At 57.9% G+C, this 15,588-nt stretch carries 11 protein-coding genes; 4 read left to right on the top strand and 7 right to left on the bottom strand.

Annotation, left to right across the window (positions count from 1 at the left end):
* Window positions 1–145: 145 nt before the first annotated feature.
* Window positions 146–1,801 carry a hypothetical protein gene (locus GOB85_RS05655; protein ID WP_173576656.1) on the top strand — a complete coding sequence of 552 codons (1,656 nt, stop codon included), beginning with the start codon at window positions 146–148 and terminating at the stop codon, window positions 1,799–1,801.
* Between the two features lie 339 nt (window positions 1,802–2,140).
* On the opposite strand, the gene GOB85_RS05660 is transcribed toward GOB85_RS05655, so the two are convergent.
* Window positions 2,141–2,917 (bottom strand): DsbA family protein, encoded by a 777-nt coding sequence (locus tag GOB85_RS05660; RefSeq protein ID WP_173576655.1) that lies wholly within the window; start codon window positions 2,915–2,917, stop codon window positions 2,141–2,143.
* A 70-nt stretch (window positions 2,918–2,987) separates the two neighbouring features.
* The gene (acpA, locus tag GOB85_RS05665; RefSeq protein ID WP_242011314.1) at window positions 2,988–4,598 is read right to left on the bottom strand and encodes an acid phosphatase; all 1,611 of its coding nucleotides are present in this window, start codon (window positions 4,596–4,598) and stop codon (window positions 2,988–2,990) included.
* Between the two features lie 434 nt (window positions 4,599–5,032).
* Between acpA and GOB85_RS05670 the strand changes: the two genes are divergently transcribed.
* Window positions 5,033–6,256: a cytochrome-c peroxidase gene (locus tag GOB85_RS05670; protein ID WP_173576654.1), complete on the top strand. Its 1,224-nt coding sequence runs from the start codon at window positions 5,033–5,035 to the stop codon at window positions 6,254–6,256.
* Between the two features lie 485 nt (window positions 6,257–6,741).
* Here GOB85_RS05670 and GOB85_RS05675 read toward each other — a convergent pair whose 3' ends face one another.
* On the bottom strand, window positions 6,742–8,085 hold the full coding sequence (locus tag GOB85_RS05675) for a sugar porter family MFS transporter (RefSeq protein ID WP_173576653.1): 1,344 nt from the start codon (window positions 8,083–8,085) through the stop codon (window positions 6,742–6,744).
* 197 nt (window positions 8,086–8,282) lie between these two features.
* Entirely contained in the window at window positions 8,283–10,274 is a 1,992-nt protein-coding gene (locus GOB85_RS05680) for a S9 family peptidase (RefSeq protein ID WP_173576652.1), read from the bottom strand.
* A 190-nt stretch (window positions 10,275–10,464) separates the two neighbouring features.
* On the opposite strand from GOB85_RS05680, the gene GOB85_RS05685 reads away from it, so the two are divergent.
* Both GOB85_RS05685 and GOB85_RS05690 read left to right on the top strand, forming a co-directional pair.
* Complete coding sequence (locus GOB85_RS05685) at window positions 10,465–11,064, top strand: DedA family protein (protein WP_173576677.1); 600 nt, start codon at window positions 10,465–10,467, stop codon at window positions 11,062–11,064.
* Window positions 11,061–12,011 carry an SDR family oxidoreductase gene (locus GOB85_RS05690; RefSeq protein ID WP_173576651.1) on the top strand — a complete coding sequence of 317 codons (951 nt, stop codon included), beginning with the start codon at window positions 11,061–11,063 and terminating at the stop codon, window positions 12,009–12,011. Before GOB85_RS05685 ends, GOB85_RS05690 begins: the two co-directional genes overlap by 4 nt.
* A 94-nt stretch (window positions 12,012–12,105) precedes the next feature.
* On the opposite strand, the gene rho is transcribed toward GOB85_RS05690, so the two are convergent.
* From rho to GOB85_RS05705, 3 genes are all read right to left on the bottom strand, one after another.
* A complete protein-coding gene (gene rho, locus GOB85_RS05695) occupies window positions 12,106–13,404 on the bottom strand; it encodes a transcription termination factor Rho (protein ID WP_173576650.1) in 1,299 nt (432 codons plus the stop codon).
* Between the two features lie 220 nt (window positions 13,405–13,624).
* On the bottom strand, window positions 13,625–14,200 hold the full coding sequence (locus tag GOB85_RS05700; RefSeq protein ID WP_173576649.1) for a hypothetical protein: 576 nt from the start codon (window positions 14,198–14,200) through the stop codon (window positions 13,625–13,627).
* A 14-nt stretch (window positions 14,201–14,214) separates the two neighbouring features.
* Complete coding sequence (locus GOB85_RS05705) at window positions 14,215–15,186, bottom strand: magnesium transporter CorA family protein (protein ID WP_173576648.1); 972 nt, start codon at window positions 15,184–15,186, stop codon at window positions 14,215–14,217.
* Window positions 15,187–15,588 lie beyond the last annotated feature (402 nt).

Genomic DNA, 15,588 nt, shown 5'->3' on the forward strand with positions numbered 1-15,588 from the left:
GCCGTCAGGAGAGAGGTTTTTGAAACAGCCTTTCAGCCCCGCTCTCCCTGCACGTCATGAAGATCAGATCAGCGCTATGTCCAGCCGCTCATCCGGATATAATTGTCAGGAAACAGCGTGATTTAACCATAAGCCGGGACTATTCATGATGAAGCGACTGACCGTCCTGACTACATTTCTTCTGGCGTCGACCGCTGCCATCGGAGTGATCGGCGAACACCCGGATCTCGTGACGAATGTTGTCAGAAACAGCGTCCGCACTGCATCCGCCGCGCCGAATGACGCACTGACTGTCAATGAAGGAATGAATGTCGGCTCCCTCCCCGCTCAGGGCGCGGAAGGCGGCAACTGGCCCGCCCGGCCCCGCGCGGCATTCTTCGATAATTTCAAAGATGTTGCCTCCTCTCCCCGCACCATTCACCTCGGCGGCCTGCAGGATCACGCGGATGCCTATGTAAACCTGCTGGGAATGGAAATGGGCCATTCAGACAATTCAGGCGCGATCCTCACCGTTCAGGATGCAAACACATCGTTCTATTCCAACCGGAACGGCGCAGGCCTGACCGATGGCGTGCTGGAATTTACCAAGACGAACAACAACGCGCCCCGTCTGGAAGCAGGTTCCGATATCGCGAACCCGGACGGTAAAAAACGGGCGGTGACATTCACAAAAACCGGTTTTTCCGTCTCCCCGGCCTTCGATGCTTACCAGATGTCGCTCATCCAGGGCGCGGGCCGGATCCGCGTTTATACAAACTGGAAAAACGGCAACAATAATCCCCCCGTCAGAAATGGTCTGGCGCATCCCAATGAATATTTTGCTTATCTCGATGCGGATTCAGCCGTCACGTCCGGCAGCGGAGACTCGTCCGTCACGACATTTAACGTCATGACAGACGATGATTCCGGCGCCCCGGGCTGGAGGACAGAGAACAGCCCCGATGCAGTCTCCGCCCCTCCCGGCCGGAATCCAGGAGATACGATCGATAATACGTCAGATACAACATCGCACGCACCGGGCCTCGTCTGGCATTATTCACACCCGGCCGTTTTTATCGGCATGGCGGATCACAAATTCATCCATAACGATATGGCGCAGTTCATTCCCGGTAACGACAGCATCAGTCGGGAGATGACAGGCGTGGAATACGATCTTCTGGCCGTACAGAATAAAGATTACCAATACAAAATCAGCGGAATTACTGTAAACGCAAGCGGAAACGGGCATAAACTGACAGAAGACAGTGTCGATATGGTGCTTGCCGGCGTCATTCCGCACCATCTTGAAATATGGGACAGTTGCGAAACACAGGCCATCGAGACATCGGGCTTCGTCGTTCCCGGCGCATGTAACACCCGGACACCCAATTCCGGCTATGTGATGGGCCAGTTCAACGGCAGAAGCTACAATGGCCACCGCATCTCACTGTCATTCGCCAATCTCGTCCGTTCAAATCCGTCAGTGGACTGGACCAGTAATGTCCCCGCCCTGATCGCGTCGATAGACGGAGACGGGAACAACCCCCTCTCCGCCGGAAGCGGGCAGGGCGGGATCAAATGGAACCAGGACGGTGATGCCGGATCGGTATCCCTCTGTGGCGGTGAATTCGCAAAGAACTGCGGCCTCACCGTATCAGGCACAGGAACCGTGAAGACGACCGCGCTGGTCGTGCCCTTCGGAACACCCTCCTCCTCCTCGACGCCCTGTGAGCGCGGGCAGATAGAAGTGGATGACAGATATACCTACACCTGCGTTGCCCGGAACAAATGGCACCGGGCCAGCAACGGTTCATCGTGGTAAAGGCGAACGGGGCACGACGCAGCGTCCCGTCTTCATGCCGGATTACAAGCGCAAAACCTCTGAAATACGCTGTTTACGTTCCGGACTAAAAACAAAAATGTCCATAACATTCTGGAATCAGCGTCGAAATCCTTCCGTCCCCGCATCACTCCAATACCCGTCGGAAAAGAAAAACCTCTGGCCCGGAGCAGAGGGGACACGTCTTTTTCACCGCACAGAAAACCCCGGAGCAGCACTGTCCCGGATCACAGCAACGCCGAAAAAGGATCACCCCACCTCATGACCCCGGACCGGAGCGGTTCAGGAAGCCATAAGTCTCCCTGAACCATCCACCCCGCGTCAGCGCCCCGTCGCAGCCGCTTTCAGCGCGTTCTTAAGGTCGTCAAGACCAGCCGCGCCCGGAATGATCATCTTCTCGTCGATCACGAATGTCGGCGTTCCGTCCACTCCGATCTTCTGCGCCAGCGCAAGATTTTCACGCATCGCACTGGCCACGTCCGCGCTCTTCATGTCCCGTTCCAGACGGTCCGCATCCAGGCCAGCCGACCCGGCCAGCGTGCGAATACGCGCGACAGACGGTGTCTCGCTGTCGTTCATCAGCGCGTGCTGGAGCTTCATATAGCCACCCTGCAACGCGGCCGCGAGCAGCGCCTGTGCCTCAAGCTGACTGCCGGCACCAAGAACCGGAATAACCTTCTCGATCAGCTTCAGGCCGGGCTCTTCCGCAACCAGCCGGTCAAGATCGGGAAGAACCTTGCGGCAATACGGGCACCGCGGATCATAGAACTCAACAATCGTCTGCGTCCCGTGCGGATTGCCGAGAACAACATCCGTCGAACTCCCCGCCAGCTTCGCATGGTTCTCGCGCACGACTTTCAGCGCATCGGCCTGTTTGGTGGCCTCGCTCTGCGCCCGGAGCGTCGTGATCGCATCAGCCAGGATCGACGGATCGGTCTTCAGCGCCTGCCGCACGATCGAGACGATCTCCTGCCGCTGCGCGGCAGTGAACGTCTCATCCGCCCGGGCGGAAACGCTGGCCAGAAGGCCGGAGGAGGCGAGGGCAAGCGCGGGCAGGGCGACCGCACGGCCAAAAAAAGTGCGAAGAAAGGATGTCATCCCCGGAGCTCTACCTCAGCCACGCCCGGTTGTGAATGTCAGACCGCCCTCAGAAGACCGTCCGCCAATGTCACGGCTTCAGCATCAGCGCCCCGGTCAGATCCCCGAGCGCCACCCCGCTGCGCCTGTGAACCGCCTCATCCCGAACCACCAGCCCCGGCAGCGGCGTCAGCCCGAAGCGCCGGTTCAGAAACCGCTGGATCGACGTGGTGTCATAAGGCGTATGATCCACGAACCCTCTCCTGGCGAAAGGCGAAATAATAATCGCCGGAATCCGTGACCCCGGCCCCCACCGGTCCGCCTTCGGGGGCGCCACATGGTCCCACAGCCCGCCATTCTCGTCATAGGTCACGACAACCAGCATATGCGGCCATTGCGGACTGTGTTCGAGATGGTCGATCACATCCGCCAGATGCGCGTCACCGGACGTAATGTCCGCATAGCCCGAATGCTCGTTCAGATTGCCCTGCGGCTTATAAAAAGCCACCTGCGGCAGCCGCCCGGCATCAATATCCGCGATCAGCGCGCTCCCGCTCAGGCCCCCGTCCCGAAGATGCTCCCGTCTGGCCTCCGTCCCCGGCGCATAGGCTTTATAATAGTTGAATGGCTGGTGGTGCGTCTGAAAATCCGGAACCGGGCTGTGAAACCCATGCGTCAGCACTTCGTTCCACGCCCCGCTATACCACGCCCAGCTCACCCCCTTATCCGAAAGGCGGTCGCCAATCGTGGCGGCCGTCTGAGGCGGCAGTGTGGTTGGGCGTGTCGGATCAGCAAACGCCGGATCGCCCCCTTTCACCGGCGGGCTTCCACTCGGCTGATAAGGGGGCTGCATCGTGTTCACAGCATGAAAATCAGGTGTCAGATCGCCGTCATGAGTAAATTTCGGTGGCCCGTCCAGCGCCGATTTCGGCGAATTCGCGGCCATGATAAGCGCCGTCCCGGCCGCATTGGTCTCGGCGATCAGTGGCCGCGCCGGGCTCTTATCCGCATCGGGATAAAAGGGCGCACAGGCGCAGATCAGCCACTGATGGTTAAAGAACGACCCGCCAAAGCCACCCATGAAAAAATGATCCGCCAGCGTATAGCGCTGTGCGATCTTCCACATCTTCATACGTGACCCGTCCCAGTTGGCCATGACCATCGCACCCACATTGGTCCACGCCACGAACTGATCGTTCAGCCCGCCATTGATCTGCATCTGGTTCTGATAAAACCGGTGCCACAGATCCGTGGTCGGCACCCCGTCGGACACGTTGAACCCGTCTTTCGCATCCACAGAAAACGGCCCGTTCGGCAGGTGCGCGCTCATCACCTGTGTAACGGGTGGAGTGACCCCCCAGGCCGTAATGCCGCCCCAGACAGGCGGAAGTTCGGGCAGCACGCTGCCATCGCGGTCACGCTGTGTCTTCGCATCGGCCGGCGCCTGATCCAGCCCGTCCGCACCCGGAAACCGACCATAGAGACTGTCAAAAGAACGGTTCTCGTCATAGATCACAACCACGGTCTGAATCTGCGACAGAGCGTCTGTCTGAGCAGCTGAAGCCGCAATGCCTCCGCCTGTCGGGCAGAGGCTCAGCACACAGAATCCCACTGCGGACAACGCTGCTTGCAGGCTGCGATCCATGACTTCACTCTCCCGTTCCATCTGCGGAAGCAGGCCGGAGCCCGTCCCGGGTGACATCACGTTGTATCGGAAGCGGAAGAAGTCGCAAGTTCACGGGCTCTGCACCAGAAGGTCTGGCCTTTGACCTGTGTGAGACTGGCAGGGCCAGGACCGGCAGGGCTTTGCCCTGGAACCCACCAAAGGTCACAGACCTTTGGAAACCATTTTATTATTAATAATCGGGGTGCAGGGGCCTGCGGTCCCTGCCGGGTCCGGGCAGAGCCCGGATTCTGCTAACCCTTTGAAAAATCATAGATCAACACGTAACAACAACAGAGCCTTTCCAAAGGTCTGTGACCTTTGGCGGGTTCCAGGGCAAAGTTCTGAGAAATCGCCAGCACCTGACGCTGACAGCGCCTTTGCAAACCGTTTTAGTATAAATAAACCGGGGTTCCGGACTGTGCCCGGATGCTCGCATCCACACTCCGGTCTTCACAGCCGCTGGTATCAGTATGTATCGAGGGTTCATATCCGCCACGCTCGTCATGGCCTCGCTGCTGTGGAATGGCCCGCGGGCGCACGCCGCCCCCCTGTCCCGTGAGGCCGCTTTCCGGCACGCACAGGCCCTGACCGCCCTCGGCGCCCGCCTTTTCCGTGATCCCCGCCTCTCCGCCTCAGGACGTCAGGCCTGCGTCTCCTGCCACGATCCGCGTTATGCCTACGGCCCGCCCGACACCCGTCCGGTCGAGCCAGGCGGCTCCTCACTGACCCTGACGGGTTTCCGGGCGCCTCCCTCGCTGACATATCTGGAAGCGGTTCCGCGCTTCACCGAACATGCCTTCGATTCCGATGAAGAGGCAGACGAAAGCATCGATAATGGCCCGACCGGCGGCCTGACATGGGATGGTCGCGTGGATACGGGCGCGGCACAGGCCCTGATCCCGCTCCTCTCACCCGTCGAAATGGCCAACCGGACGGAAGCAGATGCGGAAAACAGACTGGTGACCGCAGGCTATGGCGCAGAACTGGATGCCCTGCGTCTGCCCGTCGCGCGTGGCCCGTCATCCCTGCAATCGAGACTGTCCGTGGCGCTGGACGCACTCGAAGCCTATCAGCAGGACTGGAAGATTTTTTATCCCTACAACAGCAAATACGACCGGTTTCTCGCGGGACAGGTAAAACTCTCTCCGGTCGAGGCGCAGGGACTGGCGCTGTTCAACGATCCTGAGAAAGGCAACTGTGCGTCCTGCCATATCAGCGCTCCGGCAAAGGATGGCACACCACCGCAACTAAGCGATTACGGCATGATCGCCCTGGCCGTCCCGCGTAACCACGCCATTCAGGTCAACAGCAACCCGAAATTCTACGATCTCGGTCTTTGCGGCCCGCTGCGCACCGATTTCAGAGACCGGCCGGACTATTGCGGGCTGTTCCGCACACCGTCACTGCGGAATGTCGCTCTGAGAAAGACATTCTTTCACAACGGCGTCATGCACAGCCTTCGGGACGCCGTGGCTTTTTATGCCACCCGCGACAGCGACCCGGAGCGCTGGTATGGCAAAGGACCACACGGCCCGGAACGCTATGATGATCTGCCGGAAAAATATTGGGAAAACATCAACACCGATCCCCCTTTCGGCGGCATCGGGCAGAAAAAGCCCTCGCTGACCGATGACGAGATCGATGCGATCGTCGCTTTTCTTCAGACACTGACAGATAAACAGGTCAGGGAATAATACCGGAGGATCTGGCCTCTGACCTGTGTGGGGCTGGCCGGTGCAGGACTGGCAGGGCTCTGCCCTGGACCTGGTAAAGGCTCGCCTTTGCAAAGGCTCTGTTGTCACTAAGTGTTGGCTTCTTCCCAGGGCTTTGCCCTGGAACCCACCAAAGGTCACAGACCTTTGGAAACCATTTTATTATTAATCAATCGGGGTGCAGGAGCCTGAGGTCTCCGCCGGGTCCGGGCTGAGCCCGGATGCTCTCATCCACAGCTCAATCTTCACAGTAACAATCCGGCCCGCTGCCACGGGTTAGTCACAGAGGCTGCCCGCGCCTCAGAGGCTGTTTCAAAAGCCCCTCTGCCTGCGTCCGATGCTCACCGCCGGCACGACCGCTCCGCCTTCTGTGCTCAGAAACACTCGCCGCTCACGCCCCTCAGGAAGCGTTCCTGCCCGGCAATGAGGCTTTTGAAACAGCCTCTTACCGGGCTGCACCTGGCTTTTTATTCCTGATTGAAACGATGCTCCCGAAGGCTCGTCTCAATCTCCTCAAGTGACCGCCCTTTTGTCTCAGGCACATATTTATAAATGAAGGCAACCGCAGCCAGATTCACACCGGCAAACAGCCAGAATGTTCCCGCCGCGCCGATCGCCTCGATCAGGGAAAGAGTTATAAGCGAGACAATCAGATCGGCCGCCCAGTGGCTGCCGGCAACCAGACTCATGCCCTTGCTGCGCACGGGAAGCGGGAATACTTCAGCGCCGATCAGCCACACCGCGACCGAGAGACTGCCGGCATTGAAGATGGCATAGGCAACAAGCGCCCCGACCGCTATCCACGGATTGGCCCCCTGAGTGGCACCGAGCATGAACACGATGGCGAGCACCGCCAGTGACAAAGCCGAGAATGGCAGCAGACGAAGCATGAGTGCCCGGCGCCCCCAGGCATCCACGGCCCAGCTTCCGAATATCGTCGCCAGGATCATCGCAACGCCAATGGGAATGGAGGCAAGAATGGCCGATCCCTTACCGAATCCCACGCTGGCAAAGATCGTCGGCGCGTAATAAAGCACGGCGTTGATGCCGGTAATCTGGGTCAGCAGCGCCACGCCAACAGCCGCCACAACGGCAGGACGCAGCCACGGTTTGAAAACTTCGGGCCACCCTGCCTGGTTGCCGCGTGCGGCGAGAATACTGTCCAGTTCCAGTTCGGCCAGTCTGTCGGAACTCCGGACGAGCCGCAGCACCTTGCGAGCCCCCGGAACATCGCCGCGCATCGTCATCCAGCGGGGGCTGTTGGGAAGGAACGTCATGCCGCCCAGTAGCAGAATGGCCGGAATCGCTCCGAGCGCGAACATAAGCCGCCAGGAATGATCGCGCAGGAAATAGCCGGTAATGAAGGAAACGGTGATTCCCACCACCACAGCCATCTGAAACAGCACGACCAGTTGCCCGCGCCGCGCCGCCGGAACGATTTCTGCGATGTAGACAGGTACAATCTGCGATGAGGCCCCAACAGCAAGCCCAAGAATGAAGCGGGAAAATGTAAGGGACGGAATGGTGCCGGAGACGGTCGCGCCAGTTGTGCCCACGATAAAGATGGCGGCCGCGATCATGATCGTGTGGCGGCGACCGTAACGATCTGAGACCGGCGCTGAGCCAAGACACCCGACAAGCGCGCCGGCAATGATGGCTGAGGTCACAACCTGCTGCCCCATGACGGAAAGCGAGAAATCATGAGTGATCTGCAGCAATGCGGCTGAAATGATCCCTGTATCGTAGCCGAAGAGAAGGCCACCCATGGCAGCAACGACGGCGATCACGCCGACGATGAAACTATCGCTCATCCAGTATTATTCCGTCTTTTTCCTGCGGGCTTCGGCAGTGAGGTTTCTTGTTTTTATCCGTTCAGCGGGACGGTATGTCTTCCTGTTAATATCTGAAATCTCGCCAGAAGTCGAAGCCGCTGTCAGCGCTCCCGTTATCAGAAAAAGGCCGGCCCTGTATTTCTTCTGATCCGCGGAATTGTTTTAAGAAACCCATCTCATATTTTAAGATGAACGTGACTTTCTGAGGTGCGGTCCTGAGGTGCGGCCGTGAAACCGAAGATCTGCCCGTAGAAATCAAGTTCGGACAGGAAAGCCCGTTTGATCGTGGTTGTCGCTCTGAAACCATGACCCTCTCCGGGAAACTCATACAAGGCACAGGGAATACGGTTCCGGCGCAGGGCGGCGACCATGCTCCGTGCCTGTTCCGGGGGCACGACTCTGTCATCAAGACCCTGCAGGAAAAGGACAGGAGTCCTGATCCGGTCCGCCATAAATAAAGGCGAGCGTTCCCGATAAACGGGCTCGGCATCCGGCCAGGGGCCAATGAGACTGTCGAGATAGCGCGCCTCAAATTTATGGGTTTCCTGCGCCAGGGCCCTCAGATCAGTCACGCCATAGAGGCTGACTCCGGCAGCGAAAATATCAGAGGTCGCAAGTGCCAACAGAACAGTCAGCCCGCCCGCGCTTGATCCTCTGATCGCAATACGCTTCGGATCAATCCGGCCCGTATCCGCCATATAACGCGCGGCGGCGACGCAGTCCGCCACATCACGCACGCCCCACTCCCCGTCCAGGCGCTCACGCCATGTGCGACCAAACCCGGTCGAGCCACTGTAATTGACGTCGAGAACAGCAAACCCCCGGCTGGTCCACCATTGAACCTTGAAGGAAAAACTCTCATCAGCCCGCCCGGTAGGTCCTCCATGAGCCATAACGATCATCGGAGGCCGCTCGCCTTCCGGCATCGTGTAAAGCGCATTGGTCGGGGCATAAAAGAAAGCGTGGCCCTCATCCCCATCTGAAAGCGGGAAGCGAACCGTCTGCGGCAGCGCAATATCGCGCGGACCAAAAGGAAGAATGGTGGCGCTTTTCAGGACGTGCGGCGCCTTGCCGGGCCGGCCGACGACAACCGAGGCAGGCCCGTCAGCCGGTTCGTCAAGCCAGGCATAAATGTCTTCTGCGCTGTTCGCGTTTCCTCCGGTCGGCACGGGGCACTGATCCGGCTGTCCAAGAGCCACAGGTCGTGCCGTAAAGCCGGATGCCTCCGGTGTGAGCATCAGAGGCTGTGTCTGTCCGTCACGCACGCTGAGGGTGAGGATGCGTCCGTCCGGAAGCAGCGTGTAACTGCTCAGACCAAATATCCAGTGCGGTTGCCCGATTTCCGCTTCCATCGGGCAGAGTGGCTCCGCTTCTGAGGATACTGCTGTCACGTCGAAGCGATACAGATTCCACCACCCGCTTCGATCCGAGATGGCGATGAGCGTAAGATTATCAGCCCATTGAGGCTCAATGATCGATTCTTTTGTCCTGCCGCCCGCCAGAACCCGGCATGGACCGAGTTCGATGCCGTCCCCGGTATGCAGAATTGGCGCGACACAGAGGCGGGTGGACGTCCACGGCATGGCCGGGTGATCCCATTCGATCCAGGCCAGCCGTGAGCCATCAGGTGAGACGGTGGGCGTCGAATAAAAATCCGCCCCGCTGGCCACCACGATACCTTCGTCACTCCGCGTCAGCGGCAAAGCCACCAGTGTGGTCCGGGGCTGACCGTCGACGCGGTGATCCTCACACACAGCAAAGACGACACGCCCTGGAGAGTCGAAAGCCAGGCTGGCAAACCGCAGATCCCTGTTCGCAACAAGGCATTGCTGCTGCAATCCGGCATCGCGATCGGGTATCAGCAGATACACGCCATTATCGCGGTGGTTGCTGAACACCACTTTTTCGTCGTGCAGGGCATAAGCCTTGCCGCCATATTCATGGACCTTCGTCGCCACATCCATGGAAGACGGCGTCACATCATAAGGCTCGCCACCGTCCCGACTGCACACAAGTGCTGTTCGCCCGGCTTCAGCGGGACGTCGTTCCAGCCAGAATACTGCGCCATCTGCCGCCGACACCGATGAAAGTGTGATGGTTTTCCCCGCCGCCAGATCTGCCGTTACCGGAGACGGCCATGAGCCGCATGGTCTGGTGTGTCGCGTCATGAAACCTCCGATACCCGCCCCACCCGGCGCTCTGACTCTGAAATCATGATGAGGATGTGCAGACTTGACAGTCCGGTGTCCAGACGGTTCCTCAGTCCTCCTTAACTGCGGCTCGGGAACTGCCACCCTGTTACATTATCTGGATACACTCCTGTCTGAATACGGATACGGTGTCATCGGCGTCGTCGTGATGTTCGAAAGCATGGGGCTTCCACTCCCGGCCGAGAGTCTGCTCATTACTTCCGCGCTTTATGCGGCGACGACACACAAGCTGAATATCTATGGTGTTGCGTCAGCGGGTGTCATCGGCGCCATCATGGGCGATAATTTCGGCTATCTGATCGGCAAGGCGCTCGGCTTCCGCCTTCTCCTGCGCTATGGCCGTAAGGTGGGCCTGACACCGGATCGTCTGCTTCTCGGACGTTATGTCTTCCGGCGGCATGGTGGTGTGGTGGTGTTCTTTGGACGGTTCATCGCCATCCTCCGTGTCTTTGTCGCGCTGATGGCCGGCGCGAATCACATGCCCTGGCACACGTTTCTGTTTTTCAACGCGATAGGAGGCCTGTGCTGGGCCGGTGGTTATGCGCTCATCACCTATTATCTGGGGCATGAAGCGTTGCAGTTGTCGGGGCCTGCTGCCTGGATTGTCATCCCGGTCGGCATTGCTGTCATTGTGGGCATGCTCATTTTCCTGAAGAAAAATGAAAAGCGGCTGACCAGAGACGCCCTTGAGGCTGCTGAAAATGATCCCTCCCTCACGCATGGAATGGAAGCAGAGCTTAAACAATGACCAATGAACGCGGATCTTTCCTGAGCACGCTCGAACGCCTTGATGGCCAGGTTGCTGTTGTGACAGGAGCTAATAGCGGACTGGGATTCGAGACGGCCTGCGATCTGGCGCGGCTTGGCGCTCGCGTTATCCTCGCATCCCGTAGCACGGAACGAAACGAGATGGCCGTCAGAACGCTTGTTGATCGTGTTCCGTCCGCTCGTGTGGAAGCGGCATCGCTTGATCTCGCTTCACTCGCTTCTGTGGAGGAATTTTCAGACAGACTGGCGGGCCGTGTTTCATCCGTCGATGTTCTCGTCAATAACGCGGGAGTTATGGCGCCTCCTGAGCGTCTGGAAACGAAAGATGGATTCGAACTGCAATTCGGTGTGAACCATCTCGGACATTTCGCCCTGACCGGCCGCCTGAAGCCGCTTCTTGAGACTTCACCTGGTGGAGGTATTGTCATTGCGGTGGCGAGTCTGGCGGCCTGGAAAGGACGGATACTGTTCGATGATCTTCAGTCCCGATACCGTTATGTTCCGTTCCATGCTTATGATCAGAGCAAACTGGCCAATCTTATGTTCGGTATGGAACTCTCCCGGCGTGCGATGACAGAAGGATGGAATCTTCATTCCCGCATTGCACATCCCGGCTGGGCCAGGACACAGCTCATCGTCAACGGGCTGGGGAGCAGAACGGGTAACATGCTGACCCGCGTGACCGAACTTGGCGCGCATGTCGCTTTCCGTCTGTTAGGGCAATCCGCTGCGGATGGGGCTGAGCCATTCGTTTATGCCGCAGCGTCTCCGAAAGCCAGAGACGGGCAGTATTACGGACCGACCGGTGCAGGTGAGCGACGTGGAGCCCCGGGGCTGGCTGTTATTCCGCCCTCCGCGCAGCATCCGGCCATTGCGAAACGCCTGTGGGAAGTGTCCGAACGCCTGACAGATGTCGGGTTTGACTGAATTCTGTCTGCCAACATTGATTAAAAACGCTCGTCGTTAACTAAAAACAGGCCCTCGCAGAAGCACCGCTGCTGCGAGGGCCTGTTGCCAGGCGTCAGTTGTTCATGGCTTCAAAGAAATCATTGTTGGATTTGCTGTATTTCAGCTTGTCCAGCAGGAATTCCATGGCATCCATCGTGCCCATCGGGGCAAGAATACGACGAAGCACCCACATTTTCGACAGTGTTGCCCGATCCACCAGCAGTTCTTCCTTGCGGGTTCCACTTTTGGTGATGTCGATAGCAGGGAAGGTGCGCTTATCGGCGAGTTTACGGTCAAGGATCAGTTCGGAATTACCCGTGCCCTTGAATTCTTCGAAGATCACCTCATCCATGCGGGAGCCGGTGTCGATCAGCGCCGTAGCGATGATCGTCAGCGAACCGCCTTCTTCAATGTTGCGGGCCGCACCGAAGAAGCGCTTCGGACGCTGCAGGGCATTGGCATCAACACCACCTGTCAGCACTTTACCCGATGACGGGACAACCGTGTTGTAAGCGCGGGCAAGACGGGTAATCGAGTCGAGCAGAATAACGACATCACGCTTATGCTCGACCAGACGCTTGGCCTTTTCAAGCACCATCTCCGTGACCTGAACGTGACGCTGGGCAGGCTCGTCGAACGTTGAAGCGACCACTTCGCCACGCACGGAGCGGGCCATGTCTGTGACTTCTTCCGGGCGTTCGTCAATCAGCAGAACGATCAGGAAGACTTCCGGATGATTGGCGCTGATTGAGGAGGCGATGCTCTGCAACATCACGGTCTTACCGGTACGCGGCGGCGCCACAATAAGAGCGCGCTGGCCCATACCGATCGGTGCGACAAGATCAATCACGCGCGACGTAAAATCACGCGGCTGGCCCTTCTTGCCTTTAGACGGTGCATCAGGTTCCGGAGGCGTCTGGCCTTCGACTTCCATCTGCAGGCGGCGTTCCGGATAGAGCGGCGTCAGATTGTCAAAGTTAATCCGATGACGGACTGCGTCGGGCGGCTCGAAATTGATCGTATTAACTTTAAGGAGAGAAAAGTAACGCTCTCCATCGCGCGGTGCCCGGATCTGGCCCTCCACGGTATCGCCGGTTCGTAGCCCGAAGCGGCGAACCTGAACCGGCGAGATATAGATATCATCCGGACCAGGCAGATAATTGGCTTCAGGCGAACGAAGGTAACCGAAGCCGTCCGACAGGATTTCCAGCGTTCCTTCGCCGTAAATGGCCTGGTCATTATCGGCCAGAGCCTTGAGAATCGTGAACATCAACTCCTGCTTGCGAAGCGATGATGCGTTCTCGATATTAAGACTTTCGGCATAAGAAAGAAGATCGGCCGGGGTTTTGGCCTTAAGTTCAGCGAGATGCATGTAAAATGCGCCTTGATATGGCAAGCGGGACACTGGGGAGAATCAAGGCTTTCGCAGTTCTGTCCCGGACCGGGACAGCATAACGCGGCATTATCATGCCACGTCTGATGGCGAAAATCCTGATATGAGGAACGCACCGGGCGGGTGAAGGCCGATCAGTGGTGAACAGTCGAGTAGTAGCAGTGAGAGGTGTTGTCAAGCATCAGGTGCAGGGATGCAATTACTTTGCTCTGATTGCGCTATCTGCCTGGAATGCCTCGGAAAACCCTCGTGTGGTCAGCCAGTACTGAGCGGTCGACATATCTGGTGCCAGAAAATTGTCGAACTGCGCGTTGAGCAGAACCGGTTTTCTCCGTGTAGCAATTGAACCGCCCAGTGTGCCCGGACTGCAGGTGCCTTCAAGTGTCAGAACGCGATCGCGCAAAGGAACGGTCATCCGGCAATGTACCGAGGCCCCCGCTGCGGTGGGCATGTCGAACGTACCGGTAATGGGGCCGAATGTAAGGGCGCGCAGATCACGGTCAAGGAGAGCATATTCCCCCGCAATGCCATGATCACCATCCCGTCTCAGCCCGACGACAACCCGGTTTTTTCCGCTGGGCGACAACCCGCCATAACGCCAGGGTTCAGTGCCCATGCGGTTGATAAGAACCTGTGCGGCAGATGGCGACTCTTCTGTCGCAGATGACAGCGCTACGGCAGATTCCGTCGCAGCATTTGCAACTGGTCCGGACAGCAGACTGGCGCTGAAATCGGTGATGAGCACAGCTATCAGCAGAATCGCGTGTTTCCGCATACCTGATCCTTTGTTCATCGCACTGCTCCAAGCCATCCACGCCGCCAGAACCACAGAAGTGGCAGGATCACCGACGTCGCCATGGCAGTCAAAGCGTACCAATATCCAAAACTCCAGGTAAGTTCCGGAATATCCTTGAAATTCATTCCATAAACGCCCGCAATCAGAGTTGGTGCGACGCCAATGAAGCTGACAACCGTCAGAACTTTCATACCATCATTCTGCTCAATGCTGATAAAGCCCAGCGCAGCATCAAGCAGGAACTGAACTTTATTGGAGAGTTGTGATACGAAGTCATTAAGAGAGGCAATATCGCGATTTATGGTTCCCAGACGTGTTGCGAGAGAATGGGGCAGATTGTGTTTCGTTGTTTCGCTGACAAAGATCGCAATACGGTCCAGACCAAGCAGGCTATCCCGGACGAGGGATGAAAAATCCTCCGCATGACCGACACGACGAAGAAGCGCACGCTGCCATGCTGCAATCCGCCCGGCGCGAGGACTGTAGCCGGCGAAAACATCACGCGAGAGCTGATTTAGTGCCAGTCCAACATGCTCAAGAACGTCAGCCAGACGATCCACGATGGCTTCGAGTAGCAGGATAAGCATGTCATCGCTGTTCAGGGGGGCGGTCGTGTCCGCAACCTGACGTGCCGCAATATCGAATGAGGCATATTCGGAAAAGCGGACGCTGATAAGAATTTTAGGTGTAAGAACGAAGCCGATCGGCGGGCAGATAAGCTCGGTTTCCGTACGTCGCACGAGGGGAGTCGATAAATAAACAGCGTCGTTATGGGTGAAAAGGCGCGAGGAACTCTCGATTTCATCAAGATTCGCGCGACGGGGAATATCTTCGCCTGCGATACGTGTTGCCAGATCATGCTCGGTGTCCGTCGGATCAATGAGGTCCAGCCAGGTAGCACCAATGGCATCAGCCTCCGTTTCGACGGCGCGTGCTGGCTGCCCGGTCCTGTGAGCCAGAAACATGAACGCGCTCCCGAGATGATCCTGATCTGCGTGCCGGCGGTGAAACACCGGTGCGGGGTCTACCATCATTTTCTGTGTCTGTAACGTCGTGCCATGAATCAGCATTAATCGTTGATAATTGTCTGGTCATTTAGAATGCGCGGTTGATCCCGCAGCATGACATTGCAATGGATGCGGATGATAAATCCGGAAAATGATGAGATTGCGCTGTTGGGAGGAAAAGGCGGCGTGACTGACACAGGCCATTCTCAGCGCCCTGAGCTATGGTTTCATCCTGACCGCATAGCGTCACGGCTTAGCCTGGAAAGGCCTCGTGAAAGAAACCGCTCAACGAGCCCATCATGACAGCAAGATCTGAGAAGAGAGGAATCTCTGGCTCTGAGTGCCGGGGCAGACAGTCAT

The organism is Acetobacter fallax (genome assembly GCF_011516735.1).
In the GTDB taxonomy this organism is placed as follows: Bacteria; Pseudomonadota; Alphaproteobacteria; order Acetobacterales; family Acetobacteraceae; genus Acetobacter; species Acetobacter fallax.

Coding starts and splice junctions, on each gene's coding strand:
- GOB85_RS05700 (WP_173576649.1), bottom strand. CDS start 14,200: ATGCGGAAACACGCGATTCTGCTGATAGCTGTGCTCATCACCGATTTC.
- GOB85_RS05655 (WP_173576656.1), top strand. CDS start 146: ATGATGAAGCGACTGACCGTCCTGACTACATTTCTTCTGGCGTCGACC.
- GOB85_RS05705 (WP_173576648.1), bottom strand. CDS start 15,186: ATGTTTCTGGCTCACAGGACCGGGCAGCCAGCACGCGCCGTCGAAACG.
- GOB85_RS05680 (WP_173576652.1), bottom strand. CDS start 10,274: ATGACGCGACACACCAGACCATGCGGCTCATGGCCGTCTCCGGTAACG.
- GOB85_RS05685 (WP_173576677.1), top strand. CDS start 10,465: ATGTTCGAAAGCATGGGGCTTCCACTCCCGGCCGAGAGTCTGCTCATT.
- acpA (WP_242011314.1), bottom strand. CDS start 4,598: ATGTCACCCGGGACGGGCTCCGGCCTGCTTCCGCAGATGGAACGGGAG.
- GOB85_RS05690 (WP_173576651.1), top strand. CDS start 11,061: ATGACCAATGAACGCGGATCTTTCCTGAGCACGCTCGAACGCCTTGAT.
- GOB85_RS05670 (WP_173576654.1), top strand. CDS start 5,033: ATGTATCGAGGGTTCATATCCGCCACGCTCGTCATGGCCTCGCTGCTG.
- rho (WP_173576650.1), bottom strand. CDS start 13,404: ATGCATCTCGCTGAACTTAAGGCCAAAACCCCGGCCGATCTTCTTTCT.
- GOB85_RS05660 (WP_173576655.1), bottom strand. CDS start 2,917: ATGACATCCTTTCTTCGCACTTTTTTTGGCCGTGCGGTCGCCCTGCCC.
- GOB85_RS05675 (WP_173576653.1), bottom strand. CDS start 8,085: ATGAGCGATAGTTTCATCGTCGGCGTGATCGCCGTCGTTGCTGCCATG.